The following is a 26471-nucleotide window of genomic DNA, read 5'->3' as shown; positions in this document are numbered from 1 at the left end:
TTAAAGTTCCTTTTCAACACATTTTAAAGCCTGCTCTATGATATTGTGCATATCATAATACTTATACTCAGCTAATCTTCCCCCAAAAATCACATAATTCTCTTTGTTAGCTAATTCTTTGTACTTATTATATATTTCATTGTTTCTTTCATTATTTATAGGATAATATGGTTCATCACCTTTATTCCATTTAGCTGGATATTCTTTAGTTATTACAGTTTTAGGTTGAGTACCATATTCAAAATGTTTATGTTCTATTATTCTTGTATACGGTACTTCGTACTCAGTGTAATTAACTACTGCATTTCCTTGATAATTTTCCTCGTTTAAGATTTCATGTTCAAACTCTAAACTTCTATATTCTAAAGCCCCAAACCTATACTCATAAAATTCATCTATCATACCAGTAAATACTATTTTATTAGCTATACCTTCTAATTCCTCTCTATTTTCAAAGAAATCCGTATTAATCTTTACTTCAATTCCATTAAGCATCTTCTCAATAATCTGTGTATATCCTCCAATTGGAATTCCTTGGTATCTATCGTTAAAATAATTATTATCGTATGTGAAACGTATAGGTAGACGCTTTATAATAAAAGATGGTAACTCCGTCGCTCTCCTTCCCCACTGCTTTTCAGTATAGCCTTTTACAAGCTTCTCATAAATATCTCGGCCTACTAAAGAAATGGCCTGTTCTTCAAGATTCCTTGGTTCTGAAACACCAAATTTTGCTATCTGTTCCCGAATTTTAGTCTTAGCTTCTTCCGGAGTAATAGTCCCCCACATTTTACTGAAGGTGTTCATATTGAACGGCATGTTATACAACTCATTCTTATATCTTGCTACTGGGCTATTTGTATACCTATTAAACTCTGCAAACTGCTTGATATAGTCCCATACTTCCTTATTATTAGTATGAAAAATATGTGCACCATACTGATGGACTTGTATACCTTCTACTTCTTTGCTATAGATATTTCCACAAATATGAGATCGCCTATCAATAACTAGGCACTTCTTACCTTTTTTCTTTGCTTCAAATGCAAAAATAGACCCAAATAGTCCAGATCCTACTATTAAATAATCAAACTTCATGCCCTCACCCCTAATAAATTCTCTTTTATATCACTAACAAATATACTCTCTTCATTATTAATTTTTTCTCTATACTCAGTAAAATCTTCACTACACTCAGTAAACTTCAACATACATTCCAGTATACAATTTTTTATCCTTAAAATATTTTTCTGGGTATCTTCAAATTTATACTTTGAAGGAATTGGAATATCTATATCATTTTTTGCCGCTCCCCGCAACCCAGTAATTATACAACATCCACATATAGCTGCTTCTCTTGGTATTCTATCCTTTCCGGGATGATTGCCAAAGTCAATATACACCTTACTTCTTAACATAACCATTTTCATTTCATCTGCCGTAAAATTCACAAGTGGTATCCAGTTTGCATTAGGCAACGCATCCATAAGCAACTTTGTAAACTCAAAACCTTTCTTAGGATTATACAAAATATTATTATCACGCACTAATACTTTAGATCTTGCAGTAGTGATAAAAGTATTATTTAAGTAATCCGATAAATAGAAAATATTTTCTTTACCAATTTTTCTTTTATTAATAAGATATTGTTTTGCATATTCAGATTGGACAAAATGTTTCCACTTTTTATCAAAAATGCTATTTTTAAAATCTTTAAGTTTTCTATATAATGTATGTAATATTGTCTTTTTTATCTTATTTGCTCCAGGATAATTGTCAACACTTAACCACCAAACAGCTTTGGTAATTTTGCTATATCCATATAATACATCCATTTTTGTTTCTGGAACAATGAGCATATTTTCGCACGAATCATCAATAGAATTAGCAATATTCACGTTGTAATTTTCAAAACTTCTTTTGACAGGGGACCCTTCATACTCTCCTAAGTAATAAATATAGTTTTCAACACCTAATTTCGTAAGATGATAACACAGCTGATGAAGTAACTCCGTACCTCCAGTAGCCGTAGTGGTAGGACATACAATATAATATTTTCTAAACATACTTTAATCTCCTTTAATTAGTTATCTAAAAACATATGGTAAAGTTTCAAATGAATTATTAATCGCAAAAATATATATCCAAAATACAAATAACCATGTAATAAATAACCCGTTTATAAGTACCTTTTGCCAAGGACTTTTTATTAAAAGTGAACCATATAAACCAGGTACAGTAATTAAGTAAAAATATATAAAATAATATGAAATTCTAATTAAGTAGCTAGATACCATTCCTCCTAGCGATGTTATAAATCCTAAAATAGGCAAAAAAGTACTTAAATTCAACTCTAAATTCTTTTTTTGCTTTTTATATGTAAAAATTGATGGAATGAACGATAATAATACCAGCAAAACAGTTTTAATAATACCTATTCCCGCTTCTGAAGTTCTTGCATCTAATCTTAAATAATACTTTTCAGGCAAAAAGTTTGCTGAATACACTAACCACTTAACTACCGAGTCTGCATTAAGCATTACAACAAGTATAGTAAAAGCAACTAATATTTTCATTATAGAAGAACGAAATAACACTTGATATTTTTTTAAAATTAGTAATATTATTACTGGGAAAATTGCAATTGAATGAAATAGACTAGCAATTATTCCCCAAATTATATACTTTTTATATTTTTTATTCTGGAGATACCAGAAAGCAAATAATATCAATGAACATGCAACAAATTGACGCATTAGGCTCAGCGAATAATTATAAAATAGGCAATAATATGACCACATTACTAACCACATTGGTGCATATTTTCTATATCTAAATGCGGTTATATATGTAGGCAATACTACTAATAATTGAAGCACAAATAATACTGTACCAATGTCTGAAGTCATTTTTGACAGAATGTAAACCAATGTCAAATATATTGGTTCTATTCCAATTCCATTTATAAATTCCACTAAAGAATTAGTTTGTTTTGCAATATTATAATATGGTGTTACATACCATGATACATCTGTACCAATTGAATCAGCCCGCAATCCAGCTAGAACACATGGAAACATTATTGCAATAAATGAGCATATAACCATTATTGTCTTGAGGTTTCTTCGTGCTGCACATTCAGCACAATATGTAAAAATCACTGATAATGTAAACATTAAAATATATATCATCTATTTTTTCCTCTTCTTTATTATTAATCATTCACTTTTAACTAATTAGTAAAATGCTGAAAATTAAAATTTTAATCTTTCTACTGTAGATAGTAGCTAATAAATTAAACAAATTATCATTCCGTTTAGTTGTTTACCAATTTTTCAATCATATTCAATAGCGCTTTAGGTGAAAACTCACCAGAATAACCATAATCTACTTTTTCCCGTTTACTTATCCATTCCTTATCTATTTCATCAATATTTGTAAACATTCTTATATAATTTTCATTGTAATACTTAGAATTAATAACATTTTTATTAGTTGTTAATAATTTCTTGTTATAGCAAATTGCTTCTTTAAATCTAAGTGTATTACCAATCTGATTTTCATTAACCAATTCTAATATGCAATTTGAACTTAAAATTTTATTTATGACTGTATTATATGGTAAATATTTATTATATCTAATCTTGTTTGAATATTTCTGTTGCTGCAAATCAACCCCAAATAAATATAATTCACTATTGACATAATTTCTACAAGCTTCAAAAACATTAAGTAATATATTTAATCGATTTTTATTTCTACAATTTCCAACATAAAATAAATCATTTCTCACAATATTATCACAATCATATACTACTTTAGAATAAATATCAAAAAAAATTAAATCAAATTTTTGGCAATCCTTTGGATCAAATGAAAAGCATAAATCAATACAATTCTTTCTAACATACCGGCTAAATTGGTCAACATTTTTAGCAATTCCTAATTTCTCTACTGTATCTGGTAAATATAAAATAACCTTACATCCATATTTTCCTTTGAGATACTTTAAATACTTTGGTGGAAACTTTACATTACTTTGAAAAATAATATATGTATTATCAAATTCGGCAATATCTGATTCTTGAATTGGTAATAACCTTTTCCACACATTTTTAAATGGAAGATTTATTATTGAGTTAATTTTATTACTAAAATGCAATTTATTAAGCATCTTTAATAGTCTATTACTAGTTATAATATTATCAAGGTAAATTATAGCCTCATCGCTAATGTCACTCCATATATTTGAAGACCATGTATCACCTTTTCCGCCATTAATAATAACAAAAAACTTGTTCATTTTACACTTCACCTTTGCGCACATTTTTTATTATCGGTTGATTATTTATAATCTAAACTTTCTTCAAAATTTAAGCAATTCCATTTATAAACTTACACTCTGTTCATTATTCTTGAAATGATTTAGCTTTCTGATAATAAATCTATAGTTCTCTCAATCCCTTGTTTTATGCTATATTTGGCTTTCCAGCCAATCTTCTGGAGTTTTCCGCTATTAAGAACAGCCTTGGTAGCTTTTGAATAACCAGCTCTTTCAGTAGTATCCGGCATTTCAAATACAACTTTCTTTCCAACATAATCAGCAATAAGCTGTGCTAAATCACAAAGTGAAATATCAGATCCTTTATCGGAAATGTTATAAGCCTCACCACGCTTTCCATTAAACAAAGCTGCTAGTATTCCAGACACCGCATCTGCTACATAGCTATACGAATAAAATTGTGTCCCTTCGCTCTTAAGTACAATATCTTCTTTGGCAATACCCTTTTTAATAAACTGCGAAATTGCTTTAGTATCCGATTTCAACATCGTAGGACCATAAGTCCTAGAAAGTCTAGATATGACAATATCTAATTCATGTTGCTTAATAAATGCTTGACAAAGAGCTTCACCAGCCCTTTTACTTTCAGAATAACCAGCACGGAGTGTATTACAGTCAATATATCCGCAATAATCCTCTGTAAACCTCTCGACATCTCCACGATTCTCACCATATACCTCCACAGAAGAAGTAAATATAAATCGTTCAGTTCTATGCGTTGATGCAAACTTCAAAAGATTATATGTTCCAATAATATTTGTTGTAACTGTTCCAATTGGATCGGTAGCATACGCCACAGGATGCGTGTTACTTGCAGCGTGAATAATAAAATCAATATCTTCTAAGTTTTCATTCTTAAAATGCTTATTAATATCCTGTACGATAAAAGAAAATTTATCATCATTCCAGCAATAACCAAACCTATCTTTTGCCTTATCCATATCTCTACCTAAAGCAACAATTGAGCAATTATCACAATATTCTTTATTACGATACATAAGTACATCTATCAAGAAGCTACCAATCATTCCATTTGCTCCTGAAACCATAATAATCTTATTCTTAATCATTTCCCATGGATATGATAATGTAGCTACATACTTAATATCCTCATTATATAAACCATTATCTATTAATTTCATACCGCATCCTCCAAATACTTAACAAATTTTCTTAATCACACTAATACTAGTTAAAATCATTTTACTATTTCAACCAATTATCTTTTTCAGACTTTAAGTACGCTTTAAATAACTCTAAATCATCTTTAGTTGTTAATTTAATATTTTTATCAGAACCAGCCGCAAAATACAAAGTTTCTCCCAAATCCACCATCATTGTATTAGTATATGACGATCCATAAATTCCATTTTTTTCCTCAAACGCCTTCTTATATGCCCATTCTAGTTTTCCAAACTTATAGGCTTGAGGTGTAGATACTCTTCTCAGAGTTTCTCTTGGAATATATTTTTTTGTAGAAATATCATCCTTCATTACAAAAATTTGTTCATTATAAGGAAGCGAAGTCACTGCATTTCCATATTGTCTGCACTTAACAATAACATCAGATAGAACACTCGGCTCAACAAGCGGTCTTATTCCATCATGAATAACTATAATATCTTCATCTCTACACTCATTTTCTAAATTATACACACCATTTCTTATGGATTCCTGTCCAGTACTTCCTCCAGAAACTACCCACTTCAATTTAGTGATATTAAACTGCTTTGCATAAGCCCATAGTATATCGTGCCATCCATCAATACAAACTACTTCAATTGCATCAATCTCTGGATGCTTTTGAAATCCTTCTAAAGTATAAATAATTACGGGCTTATCATATACATTAATAAATTGTTTTGGGATATCTTGTCCCATTCGACTTCCAGAACCCCCAGCTATAATTATCGCTATATTCATAATCGTATCCTCTCTAATTTAATTCTAAAAAGTTTTACCAAACTTCGTAATTTTTTTATAATTTTCATATGGAAATAAATATTCTGATAGTTCTTTTTCTATATATTCAACTTCATCTTTGCATTCCATATATTTGTTATGTAACTGGGTATTTGAAATAGATATTTCTGGTTTAAAGTATTCTTTAGGCATATTATGTGTACCTAAATTCAAAAATGTTGCTATTCTTTTAACAGTATGTTCATAGTTATAGATCAAATCTTCAAACCTAACAAAAATAATATTTTCATTATCAACCCGTTTTTGATGAATTCTTAACTGTCTATAATATTCAACAAACTTTTTGACATCAGTTCTAGGCATAAATCTGGCTTCACCTTTAGCACGTACTGCATATTTTGACACTAAAAATAAATCTCTCGGATCTCTATCCACAACTATTGCTTTTGGGTTATCAAAAAAAGAAAAACTATTTTGAGGAGCATTTCCTTCAAATGGCTGATCCAATACTATAGGCTTGCTTAAATCCGCTCCCATTGCTAATAATAAATTTCTTATGTAGTCTTTTGTTTTCTTATAAAAATCCTCTGGTTCAATGGAAAGATATAATTCACGAGCCGGCCACATATCATAAGTTTTTTTAAAGATTCTTTCATAATTAGGAAATATAATTTTTTTAAATCCTAAATTACACATACTCTTTGGCAAAAATCCCACCTCATAGTCAGCACTCTCAATGCCTTTCCATTTAGCTTGTATCAAACTATCTGCATATTTACGTGATAACTCAATAAACGCCTTTTTAGGCACTGATTTCTTAACAAATGGTGTATATGCATAATTTATTGAATATAAAAATCTTTTAATAGCCATGTCCCCAGAAACGTGTCTTGAATATTGTTTTACTAAATGATACTCCAAATCTTGAAGCCCATCCACTTTATAAGCATACTTAAACTCAGCATCATCATATACTTGCAATCCACTGAACTCCTTTAACAATCCAACTACAGCACTTGAACCAGTAGCTCCATAACCACATACTCCAATAATCATTTTCCCCTCCAAAATCGCTTTATCAATAATAGTAAGCATTTCTAATTTTTATTGTTAGATACTAGCTTAATAAAATTATTGAAATATTTATCTTTATCAAATTGAATGCTAAGTTCATTTCCGACTCTTATCATGTCATTCATTCTTTTTTTATCAGAAAGCAGAACCTCAATATTAACAGCCAACTCATTATCAAGTTTTTCGTCCTTATTTAATATGATTGCACAGTCATTATTAACGTATTCAGGTATTCCTCCTGAATTTGTTGTAATAACAGGCACCCCACAAGCAATCGCTTCCAGAATTGTAAGTCCTGCTGGTTCATCCCACACAGAAGGCAATACCGCAATGTCAGCAGAATTATAATATATGGCAAGTTGATCATTAGGAATATATCCGGTAAAAATAACTTTTCTACCTAATGGTTTTGCTATCTTAAATAATTCTGTTTCGAATGAACTAACCATATCAGTACCAAAATAATAATTTCCAACTATAATTAGTCTCAACTTATCAATATTAATTTTTGTAAATGCCAACAATAGTTCTTTAACCCCCTTTTCCTTGCATAATCTTCCTGCAAATATAATTATTTTCTCATTGTCGTGTATTCCATACTTTTCTCTAATGTTAATATCTTTTCCCCTATTTCTAAATTTGCTGAGATTAATACAGTTTTTTAGCACACGACATCTAATCGGATCATATTCCGGAAATAATTTGCAAAATGAATTATTTATAAATTGACTAATCCCCCATACTTCATCAGTTGCAAGAACTTGCTTTCTACATCCAAATGTACTAGAAACTTCATTGTGAAGATGATACACATATCTTCCTCTATATTTTTTCCAATTTCCGAATAACTTTAGTGTCCAAAATAAAGTAGCTGTATTCTCTATTACTACTTTATCATAGTCATTTGTTTTAAGCTTTTTTGCTACTGCATATATATAGTATATTCTTTGGGCAATAAACCTAAAAGACATATGTTTTCTAAATTTCAAAACTCTGTATGAAATAAAATAAATAAGTTCATCCAATTTTTCTATAATTTTGGGTACTTTAACAAACAAATATCGAGTACATCTATACTTTTTTGATATACTACATGCCTCAATATCATCCATACAATATACATCAATATTAAGTTTATGCAATTGCTGAGTGTATTCATTTTCATCAATAATTGTTTGTATCAAAGTTTCAACTGCTCCACCTTTAACCGGAGGTACCGGAAAATATCCTGATGAAATAATTGCGATTTTTTTCATTATCTCCACTCATTCCTTGTTCATAAATTAAGCTGTATTTTTTACTCATAACATTAGTATTATATTCTTTCATTATATCATCGTAGGCATATTTAATTAAATTTGAATTATAACCGTTCTTAATATCATTTAATGCTTCCACAAACTCTATAATATTATTGCATACAAAACCGTTCATACCATTTTTAATCACATCTCTATTTCCAATTACATTACTAACAACACAAACCTTTTTCATATACATGGACTCTAATAGTGAAATGGGCAACCCCTCCCACAATGATGTTAATATAAATACATCACCCTGCATTGAATATTGCAAAGCCGTCTCTCGATCAACCCATCCAGTAACATCAATATTAGGGCTAGTTAATTTATCTCTTAATTCACCATCACCAATCCATAAAAACCTAATATCAGGTAACTTTTTAGCAATAGAATTAAACTCTTCTGGATTTTTCTGAGAACAAATTCTTCCTAATGTATATACTGTAAATTTACGATTAGTATTATTTATTTTTTGCTTTTCAATTAAACCTTGAAGCACATCAACATTGATTCCATTACTTACATATCTTGCATTTTTAGTTAGTTTTAATGTTTCTTTATGCTCTCCATAACTACAAGAAATAGTCGTACAATATCTTTTCCCTGATAAGATTTCAATAATCTTATATACAGTTCTTTTTAACATTCCACAGTTTTGCATTAAAAAACTATAACCATGAGGAGTATAAAAAATTGGAGTTTTATGTCCATTGAAAGCAAATCGCCCAAGTATACCAGCCTTTGAAGAATGAAGATGTATTATATCAGGTTTAACTTTCTTTGCTATACTTCTAATCTCAAGAAACGCTTTAAAATCTCTGCTAAAATTAATAGTTCTAGTAAAGTTCTTTACTTCAATTAAGTTGATATTTTTATCAAAATACTCTCTATAATCTTCTGGTGTCTGAGGTCGTACAGCGTAAGCTATGTAAACATCATATTCATCACAAAGCTGGTTTGCCAAATCTACTATATAAGTAAATACGCCTCCTCCCATTGCCTCTACAATGTGAAGAATTTTCTTTTTGGGAATATTACTTTCTATTCTATGATGTATATTCATTCTAATTTCCCTATCTTGCATGTTCATCACCAAAAAACACTTTAAATGTCTTTATTATCAACTTCAGATCAAGCAAAGTATTTCTTTCCTTTACATATTTAACGTCCAATTTCATCCATTCTTCAAATCCTATATCACTTCGTCCCAATACCTGCCAGTAACAAGTAAGTCCCGGCTTTACACTAAGCCTCTCAATCATCCATTCTTCGAATTCCAGCACTTCTTTAGGCAGTGATGGCCTCGGACCTACAAGACTCATTTCTCCTTTTAAAACGTTTATTAATTGAGGAAGTTCATCTATGCTTGTCTTTCTAATAAATCTACCAACTTTTGTTACTCTCGGATCTTCTTTCATCTTGAACATGGGTCCATTCATTTCATTTCTGTCATATAGCTCGTCCTTTAAATCATCTGCATTAGCCACCATTGATCTGAACTTATACATAATAAATTTTTTTCCGTTTAACCCTATTCTTTCCTGAGAAAAAATGCAGTTACCTTTCGACTCAAATTTAATTAAAATGGCTGTTACTAAAATTATAGGACTTAAAATTATAAGTCCTATAATCGAACAGATTATATCTATAGTTCTTTTAAAAAAGTAATATCCCGTTCCTATATCTTCACTGCTCTCCTCAAATAAGACTTCATCGCTATCCACTTCCAGTTGCTGCACCTTACTGTCCTCCTTACAAAATACAATACTCTGCACAATTTATATAATAATTCTTATGCAAAAAATATTCATGTATTCCTATTTTTTACTCATATAGGATAAGTAATATTTTATCACCAAATTATTCTTATTGTAGCATATTATTTACATTTTGTTAAGATTTCCTTAAGGTTTCTTTAATAATGTAATCGTTTGTATAGCCTTTAAATAATAAATTTCTTTTTATTTCCTAAGAAATGAGAATATGGATTTTCTTTTTTTAATCTTCTCTCCCTTAAAATCTATCATTTCATTATTTAATAATTTAGCTGAACTGCTTTCAATTATATTTTTATTAACTTCTCCTATGAAAGTTAAAGCTTCCTTAATTCCTGTATTTCTAGTTTCTGCATTATGTGCATCTGAACCAATGAAGTTATAGATATTTTTATCTAAAAATACCTTAGCTGTTTTTCTTGCACTCTCTCCATATTTTCCTTCTATGCTTCCAGCATTCATTTGAAATAAGTAACCTTGATCAATAAAAGCATTAATAAATGCTGGCTTTTCCTTAAAAAATTTATACCTTTCAGGATGTGCTATTATAGGAATTATATCTCTAACTTGAAGTTCATAAAGTATATCAAATGTATTTTCTTCTAACTTATGCATGTCAAATTCAATTAACATATATCTTGAATCATTTATTGTCCCGATATTTCCTTTAACATAATCTTCTATTATTCTTTCAGTAAAATATACTTCCTGTCCGCTATATACTTTTATGTCTATTTCATTATTTTCTAAAATTCCATTAATTTCTTTTACATAACCCTTTACTTCATCAATTCTAGCTTCTCCATACTCAAGGAGATAATGGGGCGTTGCTATGATCTCTTTAGTTCCATTTTCTCTTGCATTTTTTAACATCTTGAGTGTCATTTCCATGTTTTTAGAGCCATCATCAATTGATGGAATTATATGAGAATGAATATCTACTATCATAATTACTCCTTTTTTAAGAATATGCCCAATACATCCTTATGAAGATATATTGAGCATATAATTATATTTGTATATTTAAATTATTTTATTACTTAGTCTTCTTTTCATCATCTTTAGTTCCATAATAGTAATAATACTTTCCTCTTGTATTCTCTACTGCATGCAACACAGTCCCCAATATATTTGCGCCCACTTTATCTAAAAGTCTCTTAGCATCAATTACAGATTCTCTACTTGTTCTTTTTGCTCTTACAACCAGAATAGTTCCATCAGATTTTGTTGAAAGAATTTGTGCATCTGTTACAGCTTGAAGTGGAGCGCTGTCTAGAATAACTATGTCGTATCGTTGTCTTAACGCTTCTATTAATTTAGTCATGCTGCTTGATGATAACATTTCCGATGGATTTGGAGGAATTTTACCTGATGTAAGTATGTCTAGATTATCATTACGCTTTAATACAACATTATCTAATTCTTCTTTTCCTATAAGTACTTCTGATAATCCCTTTAAATTAGATACTTTAAAATTCTTATGTACTGAAGGTTTTCTTAGGTCACAGTCTACTATTATTACTTTTTTCTCATTTTGAGCAAATGATAATGCTAAATTTCCTGAAACTGTTGACTTTCCTTCTGCTGCTTCCGCACTTGTTACAACTATAGTCTTTATCTGTCTATCAAATGATGAATATTGAATATTAGTTCTTAAAGTTCTATATGCTTCAGAAACTATTGATTTAGGCTTCTTTTCAACTACGAATCCCCTATATTGTTGACTTGCTACTGCCTTTTCTAACTTTCTCGCCTTAAACATCTATATCCCCCTAATCTAAATCATCTGGAATTGCACCAATAACAGGCACCTCTAAAATTTGTTCTAACTGTTCCTTTGTTTTAAATGTATTGTCCATAAATTCTAGTAAAAACGCTAGGCCTACACTTACCATTAAGCCAAGTAAAAAAGCAATAGCTATATTTAATTTTTTGTTAGGACTAACTGGCTGCTCAGGCAATTTCACTTGTTCTACTACTTTAACATTACCATTTGGTATAAGCTCTGTAGCTGTCTTTATGAACTGATCAGAAATGGCCTGTAATATCTCTTCACTTTGATTTTTATTTTTACTTACATATTTTATTTCTAATATTTGAGTATTAGCTGTTGGCGTAACTGTCAAATTATCTAAAACATCTTGCGAATTTATGTCCGCTCCTGTTTTTTCTATTGCTTTTTCAACTAAATCATTTGTTTTTACAACCTCTGCATAAGTCTTTAGCAATTGTTGATACATTTGAACATCACTGTTATTATAGCTTTCATCTTTAGAATTTGTATTTTCTTTTCCTATAAAAACTTTTGTATTTGCTTCATATTTTGGTGCAATTATAAAAAAGCTTACAAGTCCAGCTAAGATAGTAGCTGCTAATGTTATAGATATTATCATCTTCCATCTTTTCATTAATATATCTATTATTTCTTCAATTTTAATACTCTCTTCATTTTTTATAATCTCTTCGCTATTCATTCGTCAAACTCTCTCCATATTTATTATATTTTAGATTCACATTTGCCTTCATTAAATATTATTTACAATAATATGATTAGCTGATATATACTTCTAAATTAATTTCCTTCCTCATACTTATCCCCCTAAATTTTAATAACTTGTCTATTTTTTTACCAATTAACATTATATCATAAAACATTTATCTTTTGACAAAAACTCTTGAATTTTAATAAACTTTTTCTACAATTTAATTTCCACAATTTAAATAGTATTGTAGTTCTCCTTTTTCAATCATTCCCTATCTTTACCCACATTTTATATCATAAATACAGTAAAAAAAATTCAGCAGCAAGATTGTTTCTCACTGCTGAATTTTTATTTCATTTTAATTTATCAATAATATTTTCAAATTTTATCCAATTTGTGTTCTATGATTCAATATTTCTCTACTATTTTTTCTACAATTTAAAAAGAAAAATATATTTAAACTCATAATGGTAATGCTCTATGTCCTATTCCTATAACTATTTCATCCAGATGTAATAATCCAATATTTAAAAATATGCATACTGATATATGCTCCCCGCCTCTTGCTATTCCAATCTTACCTCCGACATTCAAGCCATTAGCTCTCTCTGAAATTTGAATTATTGCATCTCTAGTTGCGCCAATGACAGCTCCTTCATGAAGATGTTCTTCTCTTATGAGCTCATTTCTTTTTGCTGCAACTAATGCGCTTTCAAGAATTTTGGATACTGATGAATTAATATTTCCACCTATATTTACGGCCGTTACCTTTATTCCTTTTTCACTATAAAACTTTTTTAAATGTTCTTCTTCATGTCTATCACATATAGCCATTCTAGTAGCAATCTTTGCAACCTTTGTACTATTACTTTCCATAAGCTTTAAGCACCTCCAATTTATTCTTTAAGTATAACACATAAGTTCTCTCTTTATTAATCAATATTATATGCTTCTAATTGTATATATAAAATAAAATTTAGGCACATGAAAATAAAAATAAGGCACACACATAATTAGTGCATACCTTCATATATAACATATTAGTTCTTATTAATAAAAATTTCCCATTTTTCTAAATTTATCATATCTATCTTCTATTAAAGTATTTAAATCTTTTTCTCTTAATTCCTGAAGCGAACTTGCAATTGTCTTCTTAATTGCTTCTGCTGTTTTAATCTGATTTTTATGAGCGCCGCCTCTAGGTTCTTTTATTATATCATCTATTATTCCAAAATCTTTTAAATCTTTAGCTGTAATTTTCATAACTGATGCTGCTTCTTTTGCACGGCTTGCGTCTTTCCATAAAATAGATGCAAATCCTTCTGGTGATAGAACTGAATATATTGAGTGTTCCAACATAAATATTTTATCAGCAACTGCTAAAGCTAGTGCTCCGCCGCTTCCACCTTCACCTGCTAAAATAGATATTATTGGAATCTTTAATCTGCTTAATTCAAAAAGATTATTTGCTATAGCTTGACCTTGCCCTCTTTCTTCTGCCCCAAGCCCAGGAAATGCGCCTGGCGTATCTACAAAACAGATGACAGGTCTCTTAAATTTTTCAGCCTGCTTCATAAGTCTTAATGCTTTTCTATATCCTTCTGGATTTGGCATTCCAAAGTTTCTCTCTATATTTTCAGCTGTGTTGTTTCCTTTTGTAATTGCTATAACTGTAACACTTATATCATTAAATGATGCAATTCCGCCAATTACAGCTTTATCATCTCCAAAGCTTCTATCGCCATGAAATTCAATAAAATCCTTGAAAATAGTTTCAATGTAGAATTTTCCTGTTGGTCTGTCTTTGTGTCTTGCTATTTCAACACTTTCCCATGGTGTTACACTTATTTTTATAAATTCTTTATCCATAACTTCTCACTCCATGTAAAATAAGAATTTTATATATGCATGCTCTCATATTCTTTCTTTCAACAATGCTATCTACAAAACCTTTTTCAAGTAAAAATTCAGCAGTTTGAAAATTATCTGGCAGGCTTTCTTTAATTGTATTTTCAATTACTCTTCTTCCTGCAAATCCAACCAAGGCATTAGGTTCACTTAAAATAATATCGCCTTCCATTGCAAAACTTGCTGTTACACCGCCAGTAGTAGGATCTGTTAATACAGAAATATATAAAAGACCCGCTTCATCATGTTTTGCAAGAGCTGCACTTATTTTAGCCATCTGCATAAGTGAAAAAATTCCTTCCTGCATTCTAGCACCGCCTGAGGTTGTAAAAATTATAACTGGAAGTTTATTTTCTGTAGCATATTCTACAAGTCTTGTAATTTTTTCTCCAACTACAGTACCCATGCTTCCCATCATAAAGAAACTATCCATAATTGCACATGCAACTTCTATTCCATTTACTTTTCCAACTCCAGTAACAACTGCTTCTGTACTGTCTGTCTTAGTGCTTTTTAATTTTTCTTCATAACCTTTGAATTCCAATGGATTAGTAGTTTTTAAATCTTTCAAAAATTCCTTAAAAGTATCCTTATCAAAGAATATCTTTATTCTTTCTTTTGCATTCATTCTAAAATGATGGCCACAATTAGTACAAACATGCTTAGAGTTTTCTAAGTCCTCAGCATAAATCATAGTATTACATTTATCACATTTTATCCACATTCCTGATGGTATATTCGGTTTTTCTTGTTGTATGTCATTCCTAATAACTGAGCTTTTGATGGTTGCATATTGTGGTTTTTTTATAAATAAATCTTTAAGAGACATCCTTCTTCACCATCTTTTCCGCTAAAAATGAGGTATCATAATCACCTTCTAAGAATTCTTTAGTTTCAAGTATTGATAATTCAAAATTAATATTGGTCTTTACTCCGCCTACTGCAAATTCTGATAATGCTCTGTTCATTTTAACTATTGCTTCATCTCTATTATTGCCAAAAGTTATTAATTTAGCTATCATCGAATCATAACAATGTGGAATTTTATATCCGCAGAATATTGCTGAATCAATTCTTACTCCCATACCACCTGGAACACAAAGTTCATTTATTACTCCTGGACATGGTCTAAAATCGTGTTCTGGATCTTCTGCATTAACTCTACATTCTATTGCATGACCTTTAATTTTTATATCTTCTTGAGTAAAATTCAACTTTTCTCCTGATGCTATTTTTAATTGTTCTTTTACTAAATCTATTCCTGTAATCATTTCAGTAATTGGATGTTCTACTTGAATTCTTGTATTCATCTCCATAAAATAGAAGTTATTATCTCTATCAAATAGAAATTCTATAGTTCCTGCATTTTTGTAGTTTACTGCACTAGCTGCTTTCTTTGCAATCTCACCCATCTTGGCTCTTAACTCTTCTGTTAATACATTTGATGGTGCTTCCTCTAAAACTTTTTGGTTCTTTCTCTGCATTGAACATTCTCTCTCACATAAATGTACCACATTTCCGTGTTCATCAGCTAATATTTGGAATTCAATATGCTTTGGCTTTTGAACGAATTTCTCTATATATAAAGAATCATCTCCAAAGCAGGCTCTTGCTTCTGCTTTAGCAGTCTTGAAGCCCATTAAAAATTCTTCATCATTGGTTGCGATTCTTATTCCCTTTCCACCGCCCCCTGCTGATGCTTTTATCATTATTGGATAACCAATACCTTTAGCAATTTCTAAAGCATGATCTTCATTTATTATTTCACCTTCGTAACCAGGAACTACTGGTACTCCTGAAGCTTTCATAATCTCTCTTGCTTTAGCCTTGTTTCCCATGAGCTCAATTGTTTCATAGTCAGGTCCTATAAATTTAATATTGCATTGCTTACACATCTTTGCAAACTTTGGATTTTCTGATAAAAAACCAAAACCAGGATGTATGGCATCAGCACCTGTTAAAACACAAGCGCTTAAAATGTTTGTTATGTTTAAATAACTATCCTTTGGCATTGCAGACCCAATACATACAGCTTCATCTGCTAGCTGAGTATGAAGCGCTTCTTTATCTATTTCAGAATAAACAGCAACTGTGCTTATCCCCATTTCTCTACATGCTCTTATTATTCTAACTGCGATTTCGCCTCTATTTGCAATTAGCACTTTCTTTAACATTCCTATCACCTACCCTATAGCGAAAAGTATTTCTGCTTCGCAAACTGTCTTCCCATCAACTGATGCTACTCCATGACCTATTCCTATAGAACCTTTAATCTTTATAATTTCGCAGTATAAATCCAGCTTATCTCCTGGTACTACCTTATTCTTAAATCTTACTTTATTGGTTCCTGCAAATAATGGAGTCTTACCTTTAAATTGTTCCATAGAAAGAAGTGCAACCGCACCAGCTTGAGCTAACGCTTCAACTTGAAGTACTCCCGGCATAATTGGCTCTTCAGGATAATGGCCTTGAAAGAACGCTTCATTAGCAGATACATTTTTGTATCCTCTTACAAATTTTTTTTCATTTACATCCATTTCTGTTACTCTATCTATTAATAACATAGGATATCTATGAGGTATAATTTTTTTTATCTCATTTATATCAAGCACTTCCTATACCTCCTTAATCTTGAATAATGGCTGACCATATTCTACCATATCCCCGTCATTAACTAAACGCTCAACAATTGTTCCGTTAAATTCGCTTTCTATTTCATTCATAAGTTTCATTGCTTCAATAATACAAATAACCTTTCCCTTAGAAACTGTACCTCCAATTTCTACGAAAGGTTTGCTTTCTGGTGAAGCTGAAGAATAAAATGTTCCTACCATAGGAGCAGTTATAACGCTTATGTCTTTATCATCTATAACTGTTTCTTTTTCAGTAACCACAATTTCTTCTTTTTCTACAACTGTATTTTCTACTTTTTCTTTTGAAATAACAGGACTGCTTGATGTACCTACTAAACTACTTGTATTATCAGTCACTCCTCTTACTAATGATTTATCCATCTTAATATGATCATTACCACTTTGAAGCTCAAAAAATGCTAAGCTTGAAGAATCCACCAACTTAATAAGCTCTTTAATCTTTTCAAATTCCATAAAAATATCCTCCTCTAAATAATTACCTAAAGCAATAAATATGCCAAATAATTTCATGCCATATTATGGAGATAATATTTCATAAATAAATACTATCTCCTTTCTGGCATAAAATTTATGTAACATTTTAATAAGTAATAATTATTAATTTTATAATTTCTAAAAGAAAATTTCAAATTTTGCATTTTGTCCTTAAAATTTCCTCCTTGAAATTTCCCCATTAACTTATTATAAACTGTTAACTATAATTTGTTAACTAAATAAACTATTTCCACTTCTTTAAAAGTAAAGTTGCATTATGTCCGCCAAACCCTAATGAATTAGAAAGTGTATATTCTAACTCCTGCTTTCTTCCAACATTAGGAACATAATCTAAATCTAATTCTTCATCTTTTGTTTCATACCCAATCGTAGGCGGAATAAATCCTTCCTGAAGAGCCTTAGCACATGCTATTGCTTCAATTGCTCCAGCAGCTCCAAGTAAATGTCCTGTCATAGATTTTGTTGACGATATAGGAACATTATAAGCCTCTTCTTTAAAAACTTTCTTAATTGCAAATGTTTCAAACTTATCATTTAATTCTGTTGAAGTTCCATGAGCATTAATATATGAAACATCTGAAGGTTTAATTCCTGCTTCTTCTATAGCATCCTTCATAGCTCTTGCAGCACCTTCTCCTTCTGGATCTGGTGAAGTAATGTGATATGCATCACAAGTCGAACCATAACCAACTACTTCTGCTATTATATTTGCACCTCTTGCCTCTGCATGTTCTAAAGATTCAAGTATTACAACACCTGCACCTTCTGCAATGACAAAGCCTCCTCTGTTTTTATCAAAAGGTGTGGAAGCCTTTGAAGGATCATTACTAGTATTTAAAGCTTTCATGCTGTTAAAGCCTGTAACTCCAAGTCTAGTTATAGGGGCTTCTGCTCCACCTGCAAGCATTACATCCGCATAACCATGTTTTATAGTTCTAAATGCATCACCAATATTATTTGTTCCTGTTGCACATGCAGTTACTGCTGATGTACATGGCCCTTTAAGTCCGTATTTAATCGCAACATTTCCTGCTCCAAGGTTTACTATTGCCATTGGAACAAAAAATGGAGATACTCTCCTTGACTTTCCAGTTGCAAGTTTGCTGCATTCATCTTCTATTGTCTGGAACCCACCGATTCCTGATCCTAACATTACACCAAATCTATCTAGATTTTCTTTTTCTAAATCTATTCCTGAATCTTTTATTGCCTCATCTGATGCTACTAATGCAAATTGTGCAAATCTATCTAATCTCTTTGACTCTTTTTTACCTATTAAAGTCTCAGGATCAAACCCCTTTACTTCTGCAGCAATCTTCACATCTACTAAGTCTTGATCTATTAAAGTTATAAAATCTATTCCTGATTTTCCATTTCTTGCATTATTCCAAAATGAATTAACATCATTTCCTATAGGAGTTAAAGCTCCCATCCCCGTTATAACAACTCTTCTTTCCATAAATTAATTCTTCCTCCGTTACATTAACATTCCGCCATCAACTTGAATCACTTGGCCTGTAACATAATTTGCACCTTCGCTGGCTAAAAATGCTACAGCTTCCGCCACATCATTTGCTGTTCCAAGTCTTTTAAGCGGTATGTTTTTCTTCATTTCTTCTTTATATTTTTCTCCTAAAGCTTCTGTCATATCTGTTTCAATATATCCTGGCGCAACTGCATTTACAGTAATCCCTCTAGAACCAACTTCTTTTGCAAGAGATTTAGTCATTCCAATTACTCCTGCTTTTGATGCAGCATAATTAACTTGCCCTGCATTACCTGTAATTCCAACTACTGAAGAAAGATTTATTATCTTTCCTTGTTTTTGTTTTATCATAATTGGAGTTATTGCCTTTAAACAATTAAATACACCTTTTAAATTTACATCAATAACGCTATCGAAATCTTCTTCCTTCATTCTAAGTAGCAATCCATCTTTTGTAATTCCTGCATTATTTACCATGATATCTATTGTTCCAAATTTTTCTTTAGCAGACGCTACAATGTTTTCTACTTCTTCTGACTTAGAAATATCTCCTTTTATACATAAGGTTTCAACGCCCATGCCTTTTATTTCATTTTCAACGTCTAAAGCTTCTTTTTCATTACTTCTATAATTTATAACGATATTAGCTCCAAGAGAAGCAAGTTTTAAAGCTATTGCTCTTCCTATTCCTCTTGATGCACCTGTAATAATAGCACATTTTCCTTTTAACATAAAAATCCCCTTTCGACAGTTTACAGTTTACAATGATTAGTTCACAGTTTCGGAACAAATCCCAAAGGAATTTGAAAAATGTATTTTAGAACTCCGCCACTGTGTTCTTCCTTCAACTGTAAATTATTAACTGTTAACTGAATTAATTGTGTTTTTTAATGATTCCATATCTTCTACATTTAAAAGTGCTGCATCCTTATCTATTTTCTTAACGAAGCCTCTAAGTGCTTTTCCTGGACCTACTTCAATAAATGTATCTACGCCTTTATCTATCATGTCTCTTATAGTCTTTTCAAAAAGTACAGACGTTCTTATATGTCTCTTTAATAATTCCTTAATATCGTCGCCTTCTTCATAAGGTAATCCCTTAACATTTGAATATACTACCTTATTAAACTTCTTAATGTCAACTGTCTTTATAGTATTATAGAATTCTTCACTTGCAGATTCAAGAAGTGAGCTGTGGAATGGTCCACTGACTTTAAGCGCTTTTCCAAGGCCTCCTAATTCTTTTGCAATTTTAACTGCTTCATCTATCGCATTATTTTCACCTGAAATAACTACTTGCCCTGGGCAATTATAATTAGCACCTTCTACTACACCAAAAGCGCTGGCTCTATTTAATAGTTCCTTTAGTTTTTCATCATCTAATTTTAATATAGCTGCCATTTTACCTAGTCCCTTTGGTAAAGCGCTGCCCATGATTCTTCCTCTTTCTTTTATAAGTAATAATCCTTCTTCTAATGAAAGAGCTCCTCCATAAATTAGCGACCCATATTCTCCTAAGCTAAGACCTGCAGTATAATCTGCTTCAATTCCGTTTATCTCTAAGGCTTTTAATGCAATAAGAGATGCTACAAGAATAGTTGGCTGAGCATTTTCAGTTGCTGTTAGCAGTTCCTCTGGCCCCTCAAACATCATTTTTTTGATAGGCATATTTAAGATTTGTTCACTGCGCTCTAAAAGCTCGTTACATTCTGGTATATTTTCACAAAGTTCTTTTGCCATTCCAATAGTTTGAGCCCCTTGGCCTGGAAAAAGAAATGCGGTTTTCTTACTATTCATGTTTCCCTCCAAATTTTCCAAATAATCCTTCTGCTTCACTAAATAGTTCTTCAATTATTTCTTTACATGTTTGCTCTTTACAAATAAGTCCTGCAATTTGTCCTGACATAAGTGATCCATTATCTACATCACCTTCAACTGCTTTTCTTAATGCACCTACACCGATTTTTTCTATTTCTTCAATTGGTGCTCCATCTTTTTCTAATTGTAAATAAGTTCTTGCAAGCTTATTTCTAAGTACTCTAACTGGATGTCCTGTGCCTCTTCCTGTCACTTCTGTATCTCTATCTTTTGCTGCTAATACTTTATCTTTATAATTTTGATGTATTGTACATTCTTTAGCAACTAAGAATCTTGTTCCAATCTGAATACCTTCAGCTCCTAGCATGAATGACGCTGCAACTCCTCTTCCATCACCAATTCCGCCTGCAGCTATCACTGGTATTTCAACTGCATCAACTACTTGTGGAACTAATGCCATTGTAGTCACTTCTCCTACATGTCCGCCTGATTCAGTTCCTTCTGCTATAATTGCATCTGCGCCTGCTTTTTCCATTCTCTTAGCTAAAGCAACTGAAGCAACTACTGGTATAACTTTTATGCCATGAGATTTCCACTTTTCCATGTACTTTCCTGGGCTGCCTGCACCTGTTGTAACAACTGGTACGCCTTCTTCACATACAAGTTCTGCTATTTCTTCAGCATTTTCTGACATTAGCATTATGTTTACTCCAAATGGTTTATCCGTCATCTTTTTAGTTTTTTGTATTTGCTCTCTTACCCACTCAGTTGGTGCTGCTCCTGTTATTATTCCAAGGCCGCCTGCCTCACTTACTGCTGAAGCCAAAGAAGCATCTGCAATTCTTGCCATAGCTCCTTGAAATATTGGATATTTTATCTTTAACAGTTCACACACTCTATTTTTTTCCACAATAAATTCCTCCTGCCATTATCAGCTCAAAATTATTTTTTATTATGCCTCTTAATATAATAAATGGGATAATTTCTTTATTTGCATTAACTTTGAATACATTATAAACAAAATAGCCTAGATAAATAATTTTACTACATATATCATATAATTATCAATTACATTAAAAAAAATTAAAAATAAGTTCACATCTATAAATTGCTTTGTTTTACCTATTTCCTATAATATTTATCTATGTATTACTAAACTTCAATCTTGAAATTTTTGTCTTCCCATCAAATCAAACAAGTTCTTACCACTCAATTAAAGTGGAAGCATATGTTAATCCTCCGCCAAATGCAACTAAAATAATTTTATCACCTTTATTAATCAAATTCTTTTCATACATTTCATTTAATACAATAGGTACTGATCCTGCTGAAGTATTCCCAACTCTATCTAGATTTAAATAAAACTTTTCTTCATCTAGTCCTAATTTCCCAGCTGCTGATTTTATAATTCTGTAATTAGCTTGATGTGGTACTATATATTTAATTTCATCTAATGAAAAATCTGTATCTTTTAATATTTCATTGACTGCTTCTACTATTACTGTAGTTGCAAACTTAAATACTTCCCTTCCATTCATTTTAATTATTCTTTCTTTTATTTTTCCTTCCTTAGTAAAAGGCGTATTAAAATCAGCTCCACCTATAGTTAATGATTCTCCCTTTGCTCCATTAGCTCTTAAATATGATTTTATAATTCCTTGTGATCCATCTTCTTCCTGCTTAAGTACAGCAGCACCGCCACCATCACCAAAAAGAATACATGTACCCCTATCTGACCAGTCCATTACCTTTGAAAGAACTTCTGCTCCAACTACAAGTGCATTTTTATAATTCATAGATTTCATCATTGACTTTGCTATTTCAAGCCCATACAAAAAGCCAGAACAAGCAACATTTATATCAAAACAAGCTGCTCTATCTGCTTTTAATTTACTTTGAATTATACATGCAACAGATGGTATGAATGCATCCGGTGAAACTGTCGCTACTATTATAAGGTCTATGTCTTCAGCTTTTAAACCAGCTCTTTCAAGAGCTATTTTTGATGATTCAAATGCAATATCTGATGTGTCTTCCCCCTCTGATATTCTTCTCTCTCTAATTCCTGTTCTTTCAATTATCCATTCATTATTTGTTTCAACAAACTCACTTATTTTATCATTTGTAACTACTAGAGATGGTAAATATGCGCCAATTCCTGCGATTTTAATATTACTCATATTGTTCTCCTTTATTATTCCAGTTTATATTTTTCTTTAAAAAAGTCATTTAATTTATTTAAAGAAGAAATTAAGATTTTTTCCTCCTCTAAGCTTAAGCCTTCTATTGCATTATTTATCATTTTTTTGTGAAATCTCTGATGAAGTTTATAAGCCATTATACCTTTCTCAGTTAATTTAACCAAGACAACTCTTTTGTCTTCTTCTATTCTTTTCCTTTCAACATAGCCTTTTTTAATTAATTTATTTATAGCAGTTGTTAAGGTACTTACAGTAATTTTTAACTTTTGAGCTACCTCTGACATTGTGCTTTCGTTATACATCCCAATAACCTCCATTGTATGAACTTCTGTTATTGAAATATCTGAAAGTATACCATTTTTTAAGCTTTGTTCTTCAATTTGTAAGACATCATTAAATAACTGCACCAAAATCTCATTGATCATTGTAGTTGATTTGTTCATTCACTTACACTCTCCACTTTGGTATCTAAGAATCATTTTAAAATTGAAAATTATATCATACATCTATAAAAATGAAAAAATTGTTAATTTCTACCCATTTAAAACCTTATTAAAAGGCTATACAAAATGCATAGCATCAATAAATATTTTTTAATATGTTTTAGTATTCTATAAACAAAATAATGTGGCTATTTATTCTTCAAAAGTCTGATAATTCAAAAACTTTCGGCATCAAATAGTTTGATAATCAAAATATACTATACTAAAAATTCATTGTCAAATAATTCTCATTTTTTTCCACATTATGTAGATGCTTTAATTTTAACATTTTATATGCTATAATTAATTAATTATATCTAAATATTAATTTTTAACATAGGAGGTGTATAACATCATGACTAGAAAACTAATTTTAGCTGCAGTTATAGCATTAAGTATCGTAATGGTTTCATGCAGCACAAAGCCTAAAGATGCTGTGAGCTCCAACAACAATCCTGATACTACTACTGTAGAACAAAACAAAGACAGCAGCAGTTCTTCTGAAACAGCAAATAATAAATCTAGTGAAGATGCAAAGGTAAATAAGATAAAGCTTTCTATATACAGTATAGATGAAAATTCTTTAGAACCTAACGAATCAAGTACTATTGAAGTAGATCAGAACTTAAGTTTAGAGGATAAATTAAAGCAATTATGCACAACATTGTCAGAAAAGAAATTTGACAACTTGTCACTTGAAGTTAAATCAATAGATACTGTTAATGGCAAAAAAGTAGCTACCATTAACTTAACTGATGCTAATAATAAAAAGTGGTCACAAAAATTCCAAGGTTCTACTGGCGGCGCAGTTACAACTAATACTTTAATTGAAAACTTTCTTCAGTCAAGCAACAAGTCCAGAGGTGAATGGATTGACGGCGTAAAATTCCTATATAACAATGAAAAAATAGAGTATGAACATGCATCAGATTTATCTGATATTCAATATAGAAATTAAGATTAGACAATGTGGTAACTTACGAAATCACATACATTTTTATTCCACAGGCTTTTCAAAAAACATATTTTAGAAATCCCCTTTAGGGGATTTCTTCTTTTATTCATAACTTATATAATTCATAACTCAAATATGTGCTCTATTTGCTTATACTCCTTAAGTTCTCTTATTGGATCTAATTCCTTATCTTTCTTCATATAATCTATAAAGAAGTCATTTAATTCTATGCTCTTTTCTACATCTTCCAATGCCTTTAGATTTTCTTTTATGTTTACATAAAAACAAGCCCTATTATAATACAGAAAGCTTTCTTCCTCATTTTCTTTTATTCCTTCACTTATTATTTCTATAGCCTTTCTAAAATCTCCATGTTCTTTATATATAATGGATAGATTTAAAAAACTATAGGGATACTTAGGATTTTCTTCAACGGACTTATTGTAATATTCTTTACTTTCCTCTATTTGCCCAAGCTTATTTAATATTACCCCTTTATTGAATAGAATCTTATAGTTTTTATCATCGATTTCTAAGGCCATATTTATATACTCCAAGGCTTCTGCATTTCTATTTAATTCTTCTAATATACAGGCTATGTTTGCATATGCCCAGACTTCCTTCGGGTTTATTTCTATAGCCTTTTTATAATAATTAATGGCTTCATCTTTCTCATCAAATTCATCATATATATTAGCTAAAAAGAAATAAGCTTTATCATAATTAGGGTTCTTTTCTATAGCTTTTTCATAGTATTTCTTTGCTTTCCCAAGTTCTTCATTATCATCATAAATTATTGCCAAGCCGTAATATGCTCTGGCCTCCTCCGCATCTTTCTTTAACACTTCAAAATACTTCTGCTTAGCTTCTGGTATTAAACCTATCTCATGATATATCAATGCCATATCTATTAACAATTCTATATCTTCTTTTCCGACATTAAGAGAATATGCTTTTTTATAGAATTTAAGAGCCTTTAATAAATTCTTTTCCGATCTCAAGATTCTTGCCATATTTAAATAATTATTATACAAATAATTTTTGCTTTCCATATTTAATCTTCATCCTTGTTATATTTTTTAATTTGCTTAATATGCTTATTCTATCATTATATCACCAATAGAGTAAAAGCGCTTAATTGTGAGAATATAGCTAATTATACAGCTACTTGAGAATACAATTTTTCATATTTCTTCATTACTATGTGAAATGTTAAAATTCATTATTAACTGTATAAAACGCATAATATTAATAATTAAAGATAAATTATATTCCAAATTTCTTTCATTCCTTATTTTATATGTTTTATACTATAGCTAAATATTTTTTACAATTTATTCACAGTTTATTTACACATAATTCAATAAATTTATGTAAAAATTAAAGTAATCATCTGTTAAAATTAACCTAATTTTAACAGATGATTACCTCAATAAATTATTTTAAAATATATACATTCAACCATAATTATCAAATATACATTGTAACTTTTCAATTGTAATGTATATTAGTAACCATCAAATAAATAACAAGTCCACTTGCAAGGCTATTTTGGACTCGTTATTTATTTT

27 protein-coding genes are annotated in these 26471 nt (G+C 30.5%); 1 reads left to right on the top strand and 26 read right to left on the bottom strand.

What is annotated here, in order from left to right; all coding sequences use genetic code 11:
* The 25 genes from glf to CLOBL_RS04720 all read right to left on the bottom strand — a co-directional run bounded on the left by glf (position 1) and on the right by CLOBL_RS04720 (position 23906).
* Positions 1 to 1098 (bottom strand): UDP-galactopyranose mutase, encoded by a 1098-nt coding sequence (gene glf, locus CLOBL_RS04840; RefSeq protein WP_077857984.1) that lies wholly within the window; start codon positions 1096 to 1098, stop codon positions 1 to 3.
* The gene (locus tag CLOBL_RS04835; protein WP_077857983.1) at positions 1095 to 2066 is read right to left on the bottom strand and encodes a hypothetical protein; all 972 of its coding nucleotides are present in this window, start codon (positions 2064 to 2066) and stop codon (positions 1095 to 1097) included. The genes glf and CLOBL_RS04835 overlap by 4 nt, the downstream gene beginning before the upstream one ends.
* 21 nt (positions 2067 to 2087) lie before the next feature.
* Entirely contained in the window at positions 2088 to 3191 is a 1104-nt protein-coding gene (locus tag CLOBL_RS04830) for an EpsG family protein (RefSeq protein ID WP_077857982.1), read from the bottom strand.
* Between the two features lie 125 nt (positions 3192 to 3316).
* Complete coding sequence (locus CLOBL_RS04825) at positions 3317 to 4303, bottom strand: hypothetical protein (RefSeq protein WP_077857981.1); 987 nt, start codon at positions 4301 to 4303, stop codon at positions 3317 to 3319.
* A 122-nt stretch (positions 4304 to 4425) separates the two neighbouring features.
* Entirely contained in the window at positions 4426 to 5484 is a 1059-nt protein-coding gene (locus CLOBL_RS04820) for an NAD-dependent epimerase/dehydratase family protein (RefSeq protein WP_077857980.1), read from the bottom strand.
* Positions 5485 to 5548: 64 nt separating this feature from the next.
* Positions 5549 to 6265 carry an IspD/TarI family cytidylyltransferase gene (locus CLOBL_RS04815; protein WP_077857979.1) on the bottom strand — a complete coding sequence of 239 codons (717 nt, stop codon included), beginning with the start codon at positions 6263 to 6265 and terminating at the stop codon, positions 5549 to 5551.
* 24 nt (positions 6266 to 6289) lie between these two features.
* On the bottom strand, positions 6290 to 7321 hold the full coding sequence (locus tag CLOBL_RS04810) for a sulfotransferase (protein WP_179117681.1): 1032 nt from the start codon (positions 7319 to 7321) through the stop codon (positions 6290 to 6292).
* Between the two features lie 41 nt (positions 7322 to 7362).
* A complete protein-coding gene (locus tag CLOBL_RS04805) occupies positions 7363 to 8595 on the bottom strand; it encodes a glycosyltransferase family 4 protein (RefSeq protein ID WP_077857977.1) in 1233 nt (410 codons plus the stop codon).
* Positions 8543 to 9727: a glycosyltransferase gene (locus CLOBL_RS04800; protein WP_242953787.1), complete on the bottom strand. Its 1185-nt coding sequence runs from the start codon at positions 9725 to 9727 to the stop codon at positions 8543 to 8545. Before CLOBL_RS04800 ends, CLOBL_RS04805 begins: the two co-directional genes overlap by 53 nt.
* Positions 9717 to 10382, bottom strand: a complete 666-nt coding sequence (locus CLOBL_RS04795) for a sugar transferase (RefSeq protein ID WP_077857976.1) — start codon at positions 10380 to 10382, stop codon at positions 9717 to 9719. Before CLOBL_RS04795 ends, CLOBL_RS04800 begins: the two co-directional genes overlap by 11 nt.
* A 222-nt stretch (positions 10383 to 10604) precedes the next feature.
* The gene (locus CLOBL_RS04790; protein WP_077858039.1) at positions 10605 to 11363 is read right to left on the bottom strand and encodes a CpsB/CapC family capsule biosynthesis tyrosine phosphatase; all 759 of its coding nucleotides are present in this window, start codon (positions 11361 to 11363) and stop codon (positions 10605 to 10607) included.
* A gap of 91 nt (positions 11364 to 11454) precedes the next feature.
* Positions 11455 to 12180: a CpsD/CapB family tyrosine-protein kinase gene (locus CLOBL_RS04785; protein WP_077857975.1), complete on the bottom strand. Its 726-nt coding sequence runs from the start codon at positions 12178 to 12180 to the stop codon at positions 11455 to 11457.
* A gap of 10 nt (positions 12181 to 12190) precedes the next feature.
* On the bottom strand, positions 12191 to 12892 hold the full coding sequence (locus tag CLOBL_RS04780) for a Wzz/FepE/Etk N-terminal domain-containing protein (protein WP_077857974.1): 702 nt from the start codon (positions 12890 to 12892) through the stop codon (positions 12191 to 12193).
* 471 nt (positions 12893 to 13363) lie between these two features.
* The gene (locus CLOBL_RS04775) at positions 13364 to 13777 is read right to left on the bottom strand and encodes a HutP family protein (protein ID WP_009168993.1); all 414 of its coding nucleotides are present in this window, start codon (positions 13775 to 13777) and stop codon (positions 13364 to 13366) included.
* Between the two features lie 174 nt (positions 13778 to 13951).
* Positions 13952 to 14770 (bottom strand): acetyl-CoA carboxylase carboxyltransferase subunit alpha, encoded by an 819-nt coding sequence (locus CLOBL_RS04770; RefSeq protein ID WP_077857973.1) that lies wholly within the window; start codon positions 14768 to 14770, stop codon positions 13952 to 13954.
* Positions 14763 to 15638 carry an acetyl-CoA carboxylase, carboxyltransferase subunit beta gene (accD, locus tag CLOBL_RS04765; RefSeq protein WP_077857972.1) on the bottom strand — a complete coding sequence of 292 codons (876 nt, stop codon included), beginning with the start codon at positions 15636 to 15638 and terminating at the stop codon, positions 14763 to 14765. Before accD ends, CLOBL_RS04770 begins: the two co-directional genes overlap by 8 nt.
* The gene (locus CLOBL_RS04760; RefSeq protein ID WP_077857971.1) at positions 15628 to 16983 is read right to left on the bottom strand and encodes an acetyl-CoA carboxylase biotin carboxylase subunit; all 1356 of its coding nucleotides are present in this window, start codon (positions 16981 to 16983) and stop codon (positions 15628 to 15630) included. The genes accD and CLOBL_RS04760 overlap by 11 nt, the downstream gene beginning before the upstream one ends.
* Positions 16984 to 16992: 9 nt before the next feature.
* A complete protein-coding gene (fabZ, locus tag CLOBL_RS04755) occupies positions 16993 to 17421 on the bottom strand; it encodes a 3-hydroxyacyl-ACP dehydratase FabZ (protein WP_077857970.1) in 429 nt (142 codons plus the stop codon).
* Between the two features lie 3 nt (positions 17422 to 17424).
* Complete coding sequence (accB, locus tag CLOBL_RS04750) at positions 17425 to 17916, bottom strand: acetyl-CoA carboxylase biotin carboxyl carrier protein (RefSeq protein ID WP_077857969.1); 492 nt, start codon at positions 17914 to 17916, stop codon at positions 17425 to 17427.
* Between the two features lie 265 nt (positions 17917 to 18181).
* Complete coding sequence (gene fabF, locus CLOBL_RS04745; RefSeq protein ID WP_077857968.1) at positions 18182 to 19417, bottom strand: beta-ketoacyl-ACP synthase II; 1236 nt, start codon at positions 19415 to 19417, stop codon at positions 18182 to 18184.
* Between the two features lie 18 nt (positions 19418 to 19435).
* Positions 19436 to 20176 carry a 3-oxoacyl-[acyl-carrier-protein] reductase gene (gene fabG, locus CLOBL_RS04740; RefSeq protein WP_077857967.1) on the bottom strand — a complete coding sequence of 247 codons (741 nt, stop codon included), beginning with the start codon at positions 20174 to 20176 and terminating at the stop codon, positions 19436 to 19438.
* Between the two features lie 126 nt (positions 20177 to 20302).
* The gene (fabD, locus tag CLOBL_RS04735) at positions 20303 to 21241 is read right to left on the bottom strand and encodes an ACP S-malonyltransferase (protein ID WP_077857966.1); all 939 of its coding nucleotides are present in this window, start codon (positions 21239 to 21241) and stop codon (positions 20303 to 20305) included.
* On the bottom strand, positions 21234 to 22172 hold the full coding sequence (gene fabK / locus CLOBL_RS04730; protein ID WP_077857965.1) for an enoyl-[acyl-carrier-protein] reductase FabK: 939 nt from the start codon (positions 22170 to 22172) through the stop codon (positions 21234 to 21236). Before fabK ends, fabD begins: the two co-directional genes overlap by 8 nt.
* A gap of 292 nt (positions 22173 to 22464) precedes the next feature.
* Positions 22465 to 23442, bottom strand: a complete 978-nt coding sequence (locus tag CLOBL_RS04725; protein WP_077857964.1) for a beta-ketoacyl-ACP synthase III — start codon at positions 23440 to 23442, stop codon at positions 22465 to 22467.
* Positions 23443 to 23456: 14 nt separating this feature from the next.
* Positions 23457 to 23906 (bottom strand): MarR family transcriptional regulator, encoded by a 450-nt coding sequence (locus tag CLOBL_RS04720; protein WP_009168982.1) that lies wholly within the window; start codon positions 23904 to 23906, stop codon positions 23457 to 23459.
* Between the two features lie 394 nt (positions 23907 to 24300).
* On the opposite strand from CLOBL_RS04720, the gene CLOBL_RS04715 reads away from it, so the two are divergent.
* Positions 24301 to 24903, top strand: a complete 603-nt coding sequence (locus tag CLOBL_RS04715) for a hypothetical protein (protein WP_077857963.1) — start codon at positions 24301 to 24303, stop codon at positions 24901 to 24903.
* Between the two features lie 119 nt (positions 24904 to 25022).
* Here CLOBL_RS04715 and CLOBL_RS04710 read toward each other — a convergent pair whose 3' ends face one another.
* A complete protein-coding gene (locus CLOBL_RS04710) occupies positions 25023 to 25952 on the bottom strand; it encodes a tetratricopeptide repeat protein (protein ID WP_077857962.1) in 930 nt (309 codons plus the stop codon).
* Positions 25953 to 26471: the final 519 nt, after the last annotated feature.

Source organism: Clostridium sp. BL-8, from assembly GCF_002006495.1.
GTDB lineage: Bacteria > Bacillota > Clostridia > Clostridiales > Clostridiaceae > Clostridium.
The sequence above is the reverse complement of the archived record's forward strand: the minus strand, read 5'-3'. Positions and strand labels throughout refer to the sequence as shown.

Coding starts and splice junctions, on each gene's coding strand:
- CLOBL_RS04785 (WP_077857975.1), bottom strand. CDS start 12,180: ATGTTTAAGGCGAGAAAGTTAGAAAAGGCAGTAGCAAGTCAACAATAT.
- CLOBL_RS04775 (WP_009168993.1), bottom strand. CDS start 13,777: ATGGAAAGTAATAGTACAAAGGTTGCAAAGATTGCTACTAGAATGGCT.
- CLOBL_RS04820 (WP_077857980.1), bottom strand. CDS start 5,484: ATGAAATTAATAGATAATGGTTTATATAATGAGGATATTAAGTATGTA.
- CLOBL_RS04760 (WP_077857971.1), bottom strand. CDS start 16,983: ATGTTAAAGAAAGTGCTAATTGCAAATAGAGGCGAAATCGCAGTTAGA.
- fabF (WP_077857968.1), bottom strand. CDS start 19,417: ATGGAAAGAAGAGTTGTTATAACGGGGATGGGAGCTTTAACTCCTATA.
- CLOBL_RS04710 (WP_077857962.1), bottom strand. CDS start 25,952: ATGGAAAGCAAAAATTATTTGTATAATAATTATTTAAATATGGCAAGA.
- fabD (WP_077857966.1), bottom strand. CDS start 21,241: ATGAATAGTAAGAAAACCGCATTTCTTTTTCCAGGCCAAGGGGCTCAA.
- CLOBL_RS04780 (WP_077857974.1), bottom strand. CDS start 12,892: ATGAATAGCGAAGAGATTATAAAAAATGAAGAGAGTATTAAAATTGAA.
- CLOBL_RS04810 (WP_179117681.1), bottom strand. CDS start 7,321: ATGATTATTGGAGTATGTGGTTATGGAGCTACTGGTTCAAGTGCTGTA.
- accD (WP_077857972.1), bottom strand. CDS start 15,638: ATGTCTCTTAAAGATTTATTTATAAAAAAACCACAATATGCAACCATC.
- CLOBL_RS04825 (WP_077857981.1), bottom strand. CDS start 4,303: ATGAACAAGTTTTTTGTTATTATTAATGGCGGAAAAGGTGATACATGG.
- CLOBL_RS04770 (WP_077857973.1), bottom strand. CDS start 14,770: ATGGATAAAGAATTTATAAAAATAAGTGTAACACCATGGGAAAGTGTT.
- CLOBL_RS04815 (WP_077857979.1), bottom strand. CDS start 6,265: ATGAATATAGCGATAATTATAGCTGGGGGTTCTGGAAGTCGAATGGGA.
- CLOBL_RS04805 (WP_077857977.1), bottom strand. CDS start 8,595: ATGAAAAAAATCGCAATTATTTCATCAGGATATTTTCCGGTACCTCCG.
- CLOBL_RS04725 (WP_077857964.1), bottom strand. CDS start 23,442: ATGAGTAATATTAAAATCGCAGGAATTGGCGCATATTTACCATCTCTA.
- glf (WP_077857984.1), bottom strand. CDS start 1,098: ATGAAGTTTGATTATTTAATAGTAGGATCTGGACTATTTGGGTCTATT.
- accB (WP_077857969.1), bottom strand. CDS start 17,916: ATGGAATTTGAAAAGATTAAAGAGCTTATTAAGTTGGTGGATTCTTCA.
- CLOBL_RS04720 (WP_009168982.1), bottom strand. CDS start 23,906: ATGAACAAATCAACTACAATGATCAATGAGATTTTGGTGCAGTTATTT.
- CLOBL_RS04800 (WP_242953787.1), bottom strand. CDS start 9,727: ATGCAAGATAGGGAAATTAGAATGAATATACATCATAGAATAGAAAGT.
- fabG (WP_077857967.1), bottom strand. CDS start 20,176: ATGTTAAAAGGAAAATGTGCTATTATTACAGGTGCATCAAGAGGAATA.
- CLOBL_RS04830 (WP_077857982.1), bottom strand. CDS start 3,191: ATGATATATATTTTAATGTTTACATTATCAGTGATTTTTACATATTGT.
- CLOBL_RS04715 (WP_077857963.1), top strand. CDS start 24,301: ATGACTAGAAAACTAATTTTAGCTGCAGTTATAGCATTAAGTATCGTA.
- CLOBL_RS04835 (WP_077857983.1), bottom strand. CDS start 2,066: ATGTTTAGAAAATATTATATTGTATGTCCTACCACTACGGCTACTGGA.